Raw genomic sequence first — 13,108 nt, 5'->3', positions numbered from 1 at the left:
TCATGCCGCGGTGATGCGGATGGCCTCGACGACATTGCGCATATAGCCGGCCGGCTGCCACAGCGCTTCCATGGGCTGGCTCTGGCCCGAGCGGTTCCAGGCGCGCACGCGCAGGTCGTGCGCGCCGGCCGAGGGCGTGAAGCCGAAGTGGAACTCGCGGAAGGAATAGCGACCGAGGTCGGCGCCCAGCGTCGCCGCGCGCCAGCTCTGGCCGCCGTCGGTGGAGAAGGCCACCTCGCGGATGCCCTGGCCGCCGTCGAAGGCGATGCCCTTGACGGCCAGCGGCGCGCCGGCCGCCACGCGGCCGCCGTCGACCACCGAGGTGATGAAGCTGCGCACATTGAAGCGGCCTATGGGCCGTGTGGAGGCCGGCGCGGTGCCGGGTTCGATGCAGGCGCAGTCGTTGTCGGGGATGCGGTAGGCCGGCTTCATCCAGAAGCCCTCGTAGACCGAATCGACGACCTCGATCTCGCTGAGGTGCTTGACCCAGTAGGTGCCGTAATAGCCCGGCACGATGAGCTTGACCGGGAAGCCGTTCAGGAAGGGGATGTCGGCGCCGTTCATCTGCCAGGCCAGCATGACCTCGCCGTCCATGGCGTGGCCGATGTCCAGCGACTTGACGAAGTCGCCGCCGCCGAACAGGGCCTCGTCCAGGCCGTTGAAGGTGACCTGGCGCGCGGTGTTCCTGGGCTCGGCGCGGGCCAGCACCTCCTTCAGCGGCACGCCCAGCCAGCGCGCATTGCCCATGGCGCCGTTGGCCAGCTGGCCGCCGGTCACGCGCGGGTTGAAGAGGCCGCGGCCGTTGCCCGAGCACTGGTTGACGGCCGTGATCTCGACCGGCTTGAACTGGGTCTTCAGCTCGGCCATCGACAGCGTCAGCGGCTTGCCCACGGCATTGCCGAAGATCTTGATCTGGTGGGTGTCGGCATCGATGGCGGCCGGCAGGCCGGCGTTGTGATACCGCACGAAGAAGGCGTCATTGGGCGTGATGGGCCCTTCATTGAAGACCTCGAAAGGCGTCTCGAGCTGGGGCGGGCGCGAGGTCAGCACGATCAGCGGCCGCTTCTCGGGGAAGGCGACGAGACGCCGCCCGCCGTTGGCGAAGGGATGGCTGAAGCCGGGGCTCTGCGCCAGCGCCGCGGGCGCGGCAAGCAGGCCGGCACCGCCGGCGATCAGCGCGCGGCGGCGCGGGGAGTAGGGGGCGCTCATCGAGGTCTCCTCCAGGCGATGTGGCGCGCTGCATTCTCCGCAGATCGCCGCCCAGGGGAAGAGGCGCAAAAACAAAAAAGGCCCGCGGCGGTGAAGCGCGCGGGCCAGTGCCGGGTGGTGTGCGAGCCACCCGGCCGTCGATATGGAATCAGCCCAGGCGCACCGGCACGAAGATCTGCTGGCCGTCGCGCGCCACCAGCAGGGCCACCGAGGCCGGCTTGCCCTTGAGCGCGTCGCGCACCTGCTCCACGTTCTGCACCGGCTTGCCGTTCAGGGCCAGCAGCACATCGCCGGGCTGCACGCCGGCCAGTTGGGCCGGGCCGGTCACGCGCTCGATCAGCAGGCCATGGTCGAGCCCCGAGCCGCGCAGTTCCTGGCGCTCCAGCGGGCGCAGGGCCAGGCCGAGTGAGCCGCCCTGGGGCGCGGCATTGGCCTCCTGCGTGTCCTTGTCGGCACGGCCCAGGCTCACGGTCTCGCTGACGCGGCTCTTGTCGCGCCACAGCTCCAGCTTGAGCTTGTCACCGGGGCGGGCCAGGCCGACGCGACTGGACACATCGCCCGCCACGCGCACCGGCTCGCCGTCGATGGCGGTGATGACGTCACCCGCCTTCAGGCCGGCCTTGGCGGCGGCGCTGTCGGGCATGACGCTGGACACCAGAGCGCCGTCGGGCGCGCCCAGGCCGAAGGACGAGGCCAGCGGCGCCGACAGGTCCTGCAGCGAGACGCCCAGGCGGGCATGCTCGACCTTGCCGTGGGCGACGATCTGATCCTTGACCTTCAGGGCCACGTCCACCGGAATGGAGAAGGCCAGGCCCTGGAAACCGCCGCTCTGCGAATAGATCTGCGCATTGACGCCGACGACACGGCCCGAAGCGTCGAACAGCGGGCCGCCCGAGTTGCCCGGGTTGACGGCAGCGTCGGTCTGGATGAAGGGCACGACGCTGTCGCCCGGCAGCGAACGGCCCTTGGCGCTGACGATGCCCTGCGTGGCCGTCTGCTCGAAACCATAGGGTGCGCCGATGGCCAGCACATAGTCACCGACCTGCACCTGGCGCGGGTCGCCCAGCTGCACGGTGGGCAGGCCCTTGGCGTCGAGCTTGAGCACGGCGATGTCGGTGGCCGGGTCGCTGCCCAGCACCTTGGCCGAGAACTCGCGGCGGTCGCTGAGCTTGACGGTGACCTGCTTGGCTTCGCGCACCACATGGGCATTGGTCAGCACCAGGCCGTCGGCGCTGATGATGAAGCCCGAGCCCTGGCCACGGAAGGGCTGGGGCCCCTGCTGGGGCATGCGCAGGCCGGGGATGCCGCGGAAGAAGCGGAAGAAGGGGTCGCTGTCGTCGTCGCCGCGACCGCGCGCGACGGGCGCTTCATCGCCGTCGTCCTCATTGCCGACCTTGTGCAGGCCGGCCACGGTGATGCCGACCACGGCTGGCCCCTGGGTCTGCACGATGGCGCGGTAGTTGGGCAGTTGGGCGGCCGGCAGGGCCACGGCCGGCGCGGCCAGCGTGGTGGCTGCGGCGACAGTGGCTGCAGCCGTTGCGGGCGCGGCTTCACCGGCCACCGGCGCGTTGACCGGCGCCTTGCCCTGCAGCCAGGCCGGCGCCGTCCAGCCGGAGGCCGTGGTGGTGACGGTGACGCCGGCCGCCAGCAGCGCGGCGGCAGTGGCGATCAGCGTGGTCTTGGCGGTCTGGGTCATCGATGGCTCCTCAAGCGGGGCTGCGGTTGCAGCCGATGCCGGGAGTCTGGGGAGGCCAGATGAGGGCTGGGTGAGGCGAAGGTGAGGCGAAAGTTAAGGCGGGCTCAAGGCGGCCGCTGCCGGCGCAGCCGCCTGGCGGCGAGTGCCGATCTCGGCCCTCGCCTTGATGCGGCCCAGCAGAATCAATCGGGAGGCGATGCCGCCTTTGGAGCGATCATGAGACGCGGTAAGCGCGGCCAGATCGGCCCCCTCGTCAAAGGCTTCGAGAAGGCGCTGATCCTCTTCCTGCGACCAGGGCTTGCCGGCCTGGCCGGGTTGCGCCCTGGCCACTGTGCTGCGAGATCCCTCCAACGCTCGCGACGCCACGAACAGGGCGCGGATCACGGGCGGCTTCAGAAGAACGCTTTCTTCCGGGAAGAGCTCGCCGGTGTCAGGGTCCACGCCATCGGCAAGGGCATCGATGACGCGCTGGGCTTCGTGAGGAGTCATGGCTTTACTCCGGTTGATGCTGTGTATTTGTACAGTCATGCAAACCGAATAGCTAGCGGAACCCGACCGTGCCGTCCTCAAGTTAGACGATGCCCGTTGCTGGCCAGGCGATCTCCACCCTTAACCCACCGGCCGGCGAGGTGTCCAGCGTCACGCCGGCCCCCTGCCGCCGCGCCGCCGCCTGCACGATGGCCAGCCCGAGGCCGCTGCCTTCGACCGTCGAATCCTCGCCGCGCTGGAAGCGGTCGAAGACGCGCTCGCGGGCTTCGAGCGGAATGCCCGGGCCGTCGTCGTCCACGCGCAGCAACGGCGCACCACGCGGGCCCCGCAATGCGCTCACCTGCACCGTTCGGGCGCCGTACTTCACCGCGTTGTCGATGAGGTTGCGCAGCGCGCCGCGCAGGGCCTGAGGATCGCCGGCCAGCGGCAGCGGATCGGGCGCGGTCAGCGACAGGGTGACACCGGCCTTGTCGGCCAGGGGCTGGACGTCGGCCATGGCGAGGCGGGCCAGCTCGGTGAGGTCCAGCGGCAGCTCGGCCGCCGCGGCGCCGGGTTCGGCGCGGGCCAGGGCCAGCAGCTGCTCGACGAGGTGGACGGCGCGATCGATGCCACCGCGCAGGCGGGCGATGGCGTCGTCCTGCTCCTTGCCGGGCGCCGAGTCGCGCAGCAGCCCGAGCTGCAGCTTCAGCGCCGTCAACGGCGTGCGCAGCTCGTGGGCGGCGTCGGCGACAAAGCTGCGCTGGGCATCGAAGGCCGTGCCCAGACGACCAAGCAGACCGTTGAAGGCCTCCACCAGCGGCGCCACCTCACCGGGCAGGCCGGTCGTGGGCAGCGGGTCCAGCGCGTTGGCGCCGCCGGCCTGGGCCGCGCGGGTGACGCGCGCCAGCGGCGCCAGCGACACGCCGAGCAGCCACCACACCGCCGCCGCCACCAGTGGCAGCGCCACGGCGACCGGCACGACGCTGCGCAGCGCCGCGACCGCGGCCAGGCGCTGGCGCACGGCCAGGGGCTGGGCCACCTGCACGACGCGCAGCGGCGTGGCCGCGCTGAAAACGCGCCAATCCTGACCGCTCAGGTGCAGATTGGAATAGCCCAGCACCGCGCGCGGCGGCAGGGCTTCGGACATGCCTTGCGGCCGGCTGGAATAGAGCTCCAGCCCCTGCACCGACCAGATCTGCACCAGATAGTCCAGGCTGGGGTCGGCCAGGGCGGCGGCCTCGTCGGCGGCAACGCGGCCCTGGTCGCGCAGCGAGAGGGCGGTCTGGCGCAGTTGGTAGTCGAACAGCTCGTCGGCCTGAGCGCGCACGCTGACGTAGGTGGCGCCGCTGACGGCCACGGCCGTCACGGCGCCGAGCACGGCCAGCAGTGCGAACAGCCGGCCCCTCAAAGTGCCGAGCAGCTTCATGATTTTTCAGGCCCGGCGTAGTAGCCCAAGCCACGCACGGTGTGCAGCAAATCGGCGCCGAGCTTCTTGCGCAGCTGGTGCATATAGACGCTGATGGCGTTGCTCTCCAATTCCTCGCCCCAGCCGTAGAGGCGGTCCTCGAGCTGGGCGCGCGACACGATGGCGCCGGGACGCTCCAGCAGGGCTTCCAGCAGGGCGAACTCGCGCGCCGACAGCAGGATGGGCTTGCCCGCGCGCGTGACCTCGCGGGTGGCGGGGTCCAGGCGCAGGTCGGCCACGCTCAGCGCCGTGTCGGTGCGGCCGCCATGGCGGCGCGTGACGGCGCGCAGCCGCGCCAGCAGTTCGTCCAGCTCGAAGGGCTTGACGAGATAGTCGTCGGCGCCGGCGTCCAGGCCCGCGACCTTGTCGGTCAGCGCATCGCGTGCCGTCAGCACGATGACCGGCGTCGCGTCGCCGCGCGCGCGCAAGCTCTTCAGCACCTCGACGCCGCTGCGCTTGGGCAGGCCCAGGTCCAGCAGCACGGCGTCGAAGCGCTCGCCGCTGGCCAGCACCGCGTCGGCGGCCTGGCCGTCACGCACCCAGTCGGCCGCAAAACCCTGGCGGCGCAGCGCTTCGCGCAGGCTTTCGCCGATCATGGGGTCGTCTTCAACGAGCAGCAGGCGCATGGTCGTCAGCGGGCGAGCAGTGCGATGGCGGCGCCGGTGTCGATGACGCTGGCGTATTCGCCGTGCAGATTGGCCAGGGCCATCTGGTGGACCTCTTCGGCCGCATGGTGGATGCCGCGCAGGTCGGTCAGCGCGAAGGCGAAGCAGGCGTCGGCCACGACGCGGGTGGCAAAGCCCAGGTTGCCGGCGCTGCGGGCCGTGGACTCGACGGAGTTGTTGGTGCTGACGCCGCCGATGACCAGATCACGCTGGCCGCGTGCATGCAGCCAGCGCTCCAGGCCGGTGTGGGCGAAGGCATCAGGCACGTTCTTCTCCACGACATGCTCGTCGTCGCGCGGCGCCAGTGCAGCCTGGAACTCGGCGCCCGGCTGGCCGGGCCAGAAGGGGGAGCCGGGTGTGCGCGACATATGGCGCACATGGACCACGGTGGCGCCCGCGGCCCGCCAGGCGGTGAGCAGCTGCGCGATGTTCGCCTCGGCCTGCGGGTTGTTGCGCGCGTCGGCGTCGGGCCAGGTCATGCCGACCTGCATGTCAATGATCAGAAGAACGGGCATGGGCAAGCTGGAGGGGGTGTCCGCGGCAGGCGGTCGAGCCCGCGCTGCCGGTTCCGCCGCTCAGGCGGACTGCATCGTAAGACGTCCAGGCGCCCGGGCCCGGCCTGGCTGCCGATGCGCTGCAAGGAATTGCGCCCCGTCGGAAGGACGTCGAAGACAATCGACGTCCGGGCTGCGCCTGGTCGGCCCGACGGCCCGTCCCCCTCTGCAGCCGGTGCCTTCAGACCGCCCATGACCGACGCTCAATACACGACCCTGCCGCCCTGGCCCCAGGCTTATCCGGCCAGCGGCGCCAGCGCCACCCTGAAAGCCCTCAACGAGGATTTCATCGTCACCGAGCTGCCGCTGCAGCTGCCCTCCGGTGCGGGCGAACATATCTGGCTGGACGTCGAAAAGAACGGGGCCAACACCGCCTTCGTCGCCCAGCGGCTGGCCGAGGCCGCCGGCGTGCAGGAATGGGACGTGGGCTATGCCGGCCTCAAGGACCGCTACGCCATCACCCGCCAGTGGTTCAGCATCTATCTGCCCAAGGGTGAGACGCCCGACCTGACCGGGCTTCAGCACCCGGAATTCAAGGTGCTGAGTCAGAGCCGCCATGTGAAAAAGCTGCGCCCCGGGGATCTGCAGGGCAACCGGTTCCGCATCGTGCTGCGTGACGTGACCGGCGACCGCGATGCCATCGAGGCCAATCTGAAGGCCATTGCCTCGCAGGGTGTGCCCAACTATTTCGGCGCCCAGCGTTTCGGCTTCGAGGGGGGCAACGTCGAGCAGGGCCGCGCCATGCTGGCGCGCGAGATCCGCGTGCGCAATCCGAAGAAGAAGGGCATCTACCTGTCGGCGGTGCGCTCCTTCCTCTTCAATGAAGTGCTGGCGCTGCGAATCCGGCAGGGGCTCTGGGGCCAGACCCTGGCCGGTGACGTGATGGACGAAGCGGGCCGGCCCACCGGACCGCTCTGGGGCCGGGGCCGCGTGACCACCACCGATCAGGCGCAGGCCCTGGAAAACGGCGTGGCCGAACGTCACGCTCCCTTGTGCGACGGCATGGAGCACGCCGGGCTGGACCAGGAGCGCCGCGCCCTGGTGGCGAGCCCGGTGGACATGTCATGGGAATGGCCGCAAGCCAACCAGCTCGTGCTCGCGTTCGCCTTGCCCGCCGGGAATTACGCCACGTCCGTTCTGAACGAAATCCTCCTCACCACGGAGCCCGAGCGGCACGCAGAGAACGAGTCGGCGGCTGTCGAATGACGCCGAGAGCGGATGGGCGATGGAGGCGCTAGAAGGCGCTCTTGGTCGTCCCCCCGTCCACCCGCAGCGCGGCACCCGTCGTGGCCGAGGCCAGCGGGCTGGCGACATAGGCCACCATCGCCGCCACCTCCTCGGGCGTGGCGAAGCGCTTGATCAGCGAGGTGGGCCGCACCTTCTCGAAGAACTCGGTCTCGAACTCGGCGAAGCTCTTGCCCTGCGAGACCTGCTCGACGAAGTCGTTGACGCCGCGTGAGCGTGTCGGGCCGGGCAGCACGCTGTTGACGGTGATGCCGGTGCCGGCCAGGGACTCGGCCAGGCCGCGCGAGACGGCGAGCTGGGCGGTCTTGGTCATGCCGTAGTGAATCATCTCGGCCGGGATCTGCACCGCGCTCTCGCTGGAGATGAAGATGATGCGGCCCCAGTCCGCCTCCTTCATGGCCGGCAGCACCAGCCGCGCCAGGCGCACGCCGCTGAGCACGTTGACGTCGAAGAAGCGCTGCCAGTCGGCGTCGGGAATGTCCTCGAAGGGCTTGGCCTCGAAGATGCCGAGGTTGTTGACCAGGATCGCTATGCCGGGATGCTGGCGCACCAGAGCCTCGGCCACGTCGGGCTGGCTGAGGTCGCCGGCGAAGCCGAGGGCGTCCTGGCCCGTGGTGCTCTTGATCGACGTGACGGCCGCGTCGACGGCCGGCTGCGTGCGGCCATTGACGATGACGCGCGCACCCTCGGCAGCGAGTGCCTGGGCGATGGCGAAGCCGATGCCGGCGGTGCTGCCCGAGACGAGGGCGAGGCGGTTCTTCAGTTGCAGGTCCATGGCGGTCCTTTCGGTGGGGTGGCGCTGTCGTCGGTGTAGCCGATGCGGAACGCCCCGATTCGCGCTGGGGCTGTTCGGCACCGTGCTAGTGCAGCGGGCCGGGGTGCCGGCCCAGTTTTGTGCGCAGGACTTGCATACAAGCCAGATGAGCCCTGGCATGGAAGCTGCATCGAGCTGGGCATGGGCATCTCCGCCACCGACATCAGCCAGCGCATCGTCGAAGCCGTGCTCGCGCAGAAGCTCGCGCCCGGCGCTCGCCTGGGCGAGCAGCAGCTGGCGATGCTCTTCGACTGCAGCCGCACCATCGTGCGCGAGGCGCTCACAAGGCTGGCGGCGCGCGGCATCGTCACGGTCAGTGCGCGGCGCGGCTGGTATCTCATTGCCCCCTCGCAGGACGAGGTCCGCGAGGCCTTCGAGGCGCGGCGCGTCATCGAGCTGGGCCTGATCCGCGGCCAGTCCAGGCTGCCGGCCGAGGCGATCACCCGCCTGAACCAGCATCTGCAGCAGGAGCAGGCAGCCCTGCAGGGCGACGACGTCGGCGCGCGCAGCTTCCTGCTCGGCGACTTCCACGTCTGCCTGGCCGAATGCCTGGGCAACGGCCTGCTGGCCGACACGCTGCGCGACTTCACGGCGCGCACCACGCTGATCGCGATGCGCTACCAGTCATCCCACGACGCGGCCCTGTCCTGCCAGGACCATGTCGCCATCGTCGCGGCCCTGGCCGCCGGCGACAGCGCCCGTGCCGAAGCGCTGATGGCCGAGCACCTCCGCAGCGTGCAGGCCGCCCTGCGCCTGCCCGCCGATGAAGACCCGCTGCAGCAACTGCGCCAAGCCCTCGCGCCGTTGCCGACTTCCGTCACCACAGCCACCGAACCCGCCTATCTAGGAGCCCTGCTATGACCCCGACCTTCTCCCGCCGTTTTCTGCTGACCCTGGCCGCCGGCCTGTTCACCCTGGGCGCCCAGGCACAGACCGCGCTGGACGGCATCCACAAGAGCAGGACCATCAAAATAGCCATCCCGACCGACTACCCGCCCTATGGCTTCGTCGGCCCCGACATGGCCCCCCAGGGCCTGGACGTGGCCGTGGCCCAGCTCATCGCGGCCAAGCTCGGTGTCAAGGCCGAGCTGGTGCCGGTGACCAGCGCCAACCGCATCCCCTATCTGCAGACCAGGAAGGCCGACCTCGTCATCTCGACGCTGGGCAAGAACCCCGAGCGCGAGAAGGTCATCAACTTCAGCGCGGCCTATGCGCCCTTCTACCAGGCGGTGTTCGCGGCCAAGAGCCTGTCCATCAAGAGCTGGGCCGACCTGGGCGGCAAGACGGTGGCCGTCACGCGCGGCGCCATGGAAGACCAGGAACTGGCCAAGGTCGCGCCGGCCACGCTGGAATACAAGCGCTTCGAGGACAACAACGCCACCATCGCCGCTTTCGCGGCCGGCCAGACCCAGTTGCTGGCCACCAGCGCCGCCGTGGCCGGCAACCTGATGCAGCGCAACCCGGGCCTGAACACCGAATACAAGCTGCTGCTCAAGGACAGCCCCTGCTTCGTCGGCGTGGCCAAGGGCGAGGACGCGCTGCTGACCAAGGTCAACGAGATCATCGCGGCGGCCAAGGCGGCGGGGGAGCTGGAAGCCCTGTCCAAGAAGTGGCTGGGCCGCGGCACCGGTGAACTGCCGTTGTGAGCCATTGAAGTGAAGTTGCGTCGTTCGACAGGCCCGCTGAGCACAGCCACAGAGGCACGGAGGCACGGAGGAATGCAGATTCCTTTGCCTTCTTCCTTGTGTCTCTGTGCCTCTGTGGCTGTGTTCCGGTTTTCGCGCGGGAGCACGGATACATGATCACTTTCGACTTTCTGGCCGTTCTCGCCGAATGGCCGCTGCTGCTGAAGGGGCTGGCCTGGACGCTGGGGCTGACGCTGGTCGCGACGCCGCTCGGCTTGCTGATCGCCACGCTGGGCGCCTGGTCGCGTGCCAGCGGCCCGGTGTGGCTGCGGCGCTTGCTGGGTGGCTACGTCGAGCTGCTGCGCAACACGCCCTTCATCGTGCAGCTCTTCTTCATCTTCTTCGGCCTGCCGGCGGCGGGCGTGAAGCTGTCGCCGGAGGCCGCCTCGCTGATCGCGATGACCTTGAACCTTGGCGCCTACGGCACCGAGATCCTGCGTGCCGGCATCCAGGCCACGCCGCGCGGGCAGTGGGAGGCGGCGCAGAGCCTGGCGCTCAGCCCGGTGCAGGTCTTCACGCGTGTCGTGCTGCCGCCGGCCCTGCAGCGCGTCTGGCCGGCGCTGACCAGCCAGATCATCATCGTCATGCTGGGCTCGGCGGTCTGCGGCCAGATCTCCACCGAGGAGCTGAGCTATGCGGCCAACCTGATCCAGAGCCGCAATTTCCGCGCCTTCGAGGCCTTCATCATCGCCACGTTGACCTATCTGGCGCTGGCCATCCTCGCGCGCAAGCTGCTGATGTGGGCCGGCCCGCGCTTCATCTTCGGCGGGAGCCGGCGCCATGGTTGAGTTCACGCTCTGGGACATCGTCCGCAACCTGCTGCTGGCGCTGCGCTGGACGGTGGCGCTGTCGGCCATCGCCTTCATCGGCGGCGGCCTGGTGGGCGGCCTGCTGCTGACGCTGCGCATCGGCCTGGGCCGACGGACGCAGCGCCTCATCTCGCTGTATGTGCAGCTCTTCCAGGGCACGCCGCTGCTGATGCAGCTCTTCCTGGCTTACTTCGGCCTGGCCCTGCTGGGCCTGGAGGTGTCGGCCTGGACGGCCGCGGCCCTGGCGCTGACCCTCTACACCAGTGCCTACCTCGTCGAGATCTGGCGCGGCTGCGTGGAGGCCGTGCCGCGCGGCCAGTGGGAGGCGGCGCGCAGCCTGGCCCTGTCCTTCGGCGAGCAACTGCGCCACGTCATCCTGCCCCAGGCCTTGCGTCTGGCCATCGCGCCGACGGTGGGCTTTCTGGTCCAGGTCGTCAAGGGCACGGCACTGGCGTCGGTCATCGGCTTTGTCGAGCTGACCAAGGCCGGCAGCATGATCGCCAACGCCAGCTTCAAGCCCTTCCTCGTCTTCGGTTGCGTGGCCCTGCTGTATTTCGCGCTGTGCTTCCCCATCAGCCTGTTCGCTCAACATCTGGAAGGCAGAACCCATGGCCGCTGAAGCCCATGTGTCCACCAACTCACCGCCCATCGTGCGCATCACCGCGCTGCGCAAGTCCTATGGCGCCAACGAGGTGCTCAAGGGCATAGACCTGGACGTGAAGCGCGGCGAGGTCATCGCCATCATTGGCAAGAGCGGCTCGGGCAAGAGCACGCTGCTGCGCTGCGTGAACGGGCTGGAGCAGTTCCAGGACGGCGCGCTGACCGTCAACGGCAAGCCCCTGCTGCACGAAAGCGTCATGGCCATGCGCGCGCTGCGCCAGCAGGTCGGCATGATCTTCCAGGGCTTCAACCTCTTCCCGCACCTGAGCGTCGGCCGCAACGTGATGCTGGCGCCGACGCTGGTGAAGAAGCGCAGCGCCGACGAGGCGGCCCGGCAGGCGTCCCAGCTGCTGGCCCGCGTCGGCCTGGCCGAGAAGTTCGACGCCATGCCGGACCAGCTCTCCGGCGGCCAGCAGCAGCGCGTGGCCATTGCCCGGGCCCTGGCCATGGAGCCGGCCGTGCTGCTGTGCGACGAGATCACCTCGGCCCTGGACCCCGAGCTGGTGGGCGAGGTTCTGCGCGTCGTCGAGAGCCTGGCCGAGGAGGGCATGACGCTGCTGATGGTCACGCACGAGATGGGCTTTGCCCGCAAGGTGGCCGACCGCGTCATCTTCATGCACCAGGGGCGCGTGCACGAGATGGGCCCGCCGGCCGAGCTGTTCGGCGCGCCGCAGACGCCGGAGCTCAGGCAGTTCCTGTCCTCGCTGCACGACTGATCTGATCAGGTTTCAAGAAGCGGCCCCGATCGGCTGCCGTTACGCTGCGCTCACCGCAAGACAGAGAGCGACCGCCATGAGCAGCAAGACCCCTTCGACCGCCACCCCGCCCGCCTCCGCCCTCATCGACGAACGCATCGAAAGCCTGGGCGGCTGGCGCAGCGAGACCCTGGCCGCGCTGCGCGCCCTCATCCACGAGGCCGACCCCGAGGTCGTCGAGGAATGGAAGTGGAGCAACCCGGTCTGGTCGCACGACGGCATCCTCTGCACCGGCGAGGCCTACAAGAGCGCCGTGAAGATGACCTTCCCCAAGGGGGCCTCGCTGGCCGACCCCAAGGGTCTCTTCAACTCCAGCCTGGAAGGCAATGTGCGCCGCGCCATCGACTTCAAGGAAGGCGACAAGATCGACAAGGCTGGGCTGAAGGCTTTGATCAAGGCGGCCGTGAAGGCCAACCAGAAGGCCTAGGCTTTCATCGCCGCCTTGTAGATGGACTGGCGCGGCTGGGCCATCAGCCGCCTGAGCATGGGCTCGAAGAAGGCCAGCGGCAGGGCCTCGGCGGCAGGATCGAAGGCCGGGTTGTCATAGCGCTCGACGAACTCGGCCGTGCGCTCGAAATGCGGGTGGCCGCGGAACTGCTCGCGCATGTCGCGGTCCAGGCCGACGTGGTGGAAGAAGTTGTGGCCCTGGAAGATGCCGTGCTGCTGCACCATCCACAGGTTCTCCTCGGCCACGAAGGGCTTGAGGATGGCCGCGGCGATGTCGGGGTGGTTGAAGCTGCCCAGGGTGTCGCCGATGTCGTGCAGCAGGGCGCAGCAGACGTACTCCTCGTCGCGGCCGTCGCGGTGGGCCAGCGTCGCGGTCTGCAGGCAATGGGTCAGCCGGTCGACCGGGAAACCGCCGAAGTCGCCATCGAGCAGGCGCAGATGGTCCAGCACGCGGTCGGGCAGGCCGCGGGACATCTTGACGGCCTCGGGCACGATGAGGCCCCAGTCCTCTCGGGTGCTCTTGTCCATGCGGGTGAAGCCGGCGCGTGCGTTCATGACGTTCTCCATGGGGCTCGGGCGATTCTGCTTCGTCCGCCGGTGCCAGGCTGTCGCATCCGCTACGCCTCGCGCCCCGGC

15 protein-coding genes are annotated in these 13,108 nt (G+C 69.5%); 7 read left to right on the top strand and 8 right to left on the bottom strand.

Annotation, left to right across the window (positions count from 1 at the left end):
* The 6 genes from sorA to AC3WOE_RS12965 all read right to left on the bottom strand — a co-directional run bounded on the left by sorA (position 1) and on the right by AC3WOE_RS12965 (position 6,018).
* Positions 1-1,209, bottom strand: a complete 1,209-nt coding sequence (gene sorA / locus AC3WOE_RS12990) for a SorA family sulfite dehydrogenase catalytic subunit (RefSeq protein WP_492690993.1) — start codon at positions 1,207-1,209, stop codon at positions 1-3.
* Positions 1,210-1,357: 148 nt separating this feature from the next.
* On the bottom strand, positions 1,358-2,905 hold the full coding sequence (locus AC3WOE_RS12985; protein ID WP_492690992.1) for a Do family serine endopeptidase: 1,548 nt from the start codon (positions 2,903-2,905) through the stop codon (positions 1,358-1,360).
* Between the two features lie 93 nt (positions 2,906-2,998).
* The gene (locus AC3WOE_RS12980; RefSeq protein WP_492690990.1) at positions 2,999-3,394 is read right to left on the bottom strand and encodes a hypothetical protein; all 396 of its coding nucleotides are present in this window, start codon (positions 3,392-3,394) and stop codon (positions 2,999-3,001) included.
* 82 nt (positions 3,395-3,476) lie between these two features.
* Entirely contained in the window at positions 3,477-4,799 is a 1,323-nt protein-coding gene (locus AC3WOE_RS12975) for an ATP-binding protein (protein ID WP_492690989.1), read from the bottom strand.
* Positions 4,796-5,464 carry a response regulator gene (locus AC3WOE_RS12970; RefSeq protein WP_492690987.1) on the bottom strand — a complete coding sequence of 223 codons (669 nt, stop codon included), beginning with the start codon at positions 5,462-5,464 and terminating at the stop codon, positions 4,796-4,798. The genes AC3WOE_RS12975 and AC3WOE_RS12970 overlap by 4 nt, the downstream gene beginning before the upstream one ends.
* Before the next feature lie 5 nt (positions 5,465-5,469).
* Positions 5,470-6,018, bottom strand: a complete 549-nt coding sequence (locus tag AC3WOE_RS12965; protein ID WP_492690986.1) for a cysteine hydrolase family protein — start codon at positions 6,016-6,018, stop codon at positions 5,470-5,472.
* Between the two features lie 231 nt (positions 6,019-6,249).
* Between AC3WOE_RS12965 and truD the strand changes: the two genes are divergently transcribed.
* A complete protein-coding gene (truD, locus tag AC3WOE_RS12960; RefSeq protein WP_492690985.1) occupies positions 6,250-7,263 on the top strand; it encodes a tRNA pseudouridine(13) synthase TruD in 1,014 nt (337 codons plus the stop codon).
* A gap of 28 nt (positions 7,264-7,291) precedes the next feature.
* Here truD and AC3WOE_RS12955 read toward each other — a convergent pair whose 3' ends face one another.
* Positions 7,292-8,077, bottom strand: a complete 786-nt coding sequence (locus AC3WOE_RS12955) for an SDR family NAD(P)-dependent oxidoreductase (RefSeq protein WP_492690983.1) — start codon at positions 8,075-8,077, stop codon at positions 7,292-7,294.
* A 180-nt stretch (positions 8,078-8,257) separates the two neighbouring features.
* Here AC3WOE_RS12955 and AC3WOE_RS12950 point away from each other — a divergent pair, with 180 nt between their 5' ends.
* The 6 genes from AC3WOE_RS12950 to AC3WOE_RS12925 all read left to right on the top strand — a co-directional run bounded on the left by AC3WOE_RS12950 (position 8,258) and on the right by AC3WOE_RS12925 (position 12,452).
* Entirely contained in the window at positions 8,258-8,977 is a 720-nt protein-coding gene (locus tag AC3WOE_RS12950; RefSeq protein ID WP_492690982.1) for a GntR family transcriptional regulator, read from the top strand.
* A complete protein-coding gene (locus AC3WOE_RS12945; protein ID WP_492690980.1) occupies positions 8,974-9,762 on the top strand; it encodes a transporter substrate-binding domain-containing protein in 789 nt (262 codons plus the stop codon). Before AC3WOE_RS12950 ends, AC3WOE_RS12945 begins: the two co-directional genes overlap by 4 nt.
* Before the next feature lie 152 nt (positions 9,763-9,914).
* Positions 9,915-10,589, top strand: a complete 675-nt coding sequence (locus AC3WOE_RS12940; protein ID WP_492690978.1) for an amino acid ABC transporter permease — start codon at positions 9,915-9,917, stop codon at positions 10,587-10,589.
* Positions 10,582-11,229, top strand: a complete 648-nt coding sequence (locus AC3WOE_RS12935) for an amino acid ABC transporter permease (protein WP_492690976.1) — start codon at positions 10,582-10,584, stop codon at positions 11,227-11,229. The genes AC3WOE_RS12940 and AC3WOE_RS12935 overlap by 8 nt, the downstream gene beginning before the upstream one ends.
* On the top strand, positions 11,219-11,986 hold the full coding sequence (locus AC3WOE_RS12930) for an amino acid ABC transporter ATP-binding protein (RefSeq protein ID WP_492690975.1): 768 nt from the start codon (positions 11,219-11,221) through the stop codon (positions 11,984-11,986). Before AC3WOE_RS12935 ends, AC3WOE_RS12930 begins: the two co-directional genes overlap by 11 nt.
* Positions 11,987-12,062: 76 nt before the next feature.
* The gene (locus AC3WOE_RS12925; protein WP_492690973.1) at positions 12,063-12,452 is read left to right on the top strand and encodes a DUF1801 domain-containing protein; all 390 of its coding nucleotides are present in this window, start codon (positions 12,063-12,065) and stop codon (positions 12,450-12,452) included.
* Here AC3WOE_RS12925 and AC3WOE_RS12920 read toward each other — a convergent pair.
* The gene (locus AC3WOE_RS12920; protein WP_492690971.1) at positions 12,449-13,027 is read right to left on the bottom strand and encodes an HD domain-containing protein; all 579 of its coding nucleotides are present in this window, start codon (positions 13,025-13,027) and stop codon (positions 12,449-12,451) included. The two genes, AC3WOE_RS12925 and AC3WOE_RS12920, sit on opposite strands and share 4 nt — an antisense overlap.
* Between the last annotated feature and the right edge of the window lie 81 nt (positions 13,028-13,108).

This window comes from Roseateles sp. FW305-36 (genome assembly GCF_058787015.1).
The sequence above is the reverse complement of the archived record's forward strand: the minus strand, read 5'-3'. Positions and strand labels throughout refer to the sequence as shown.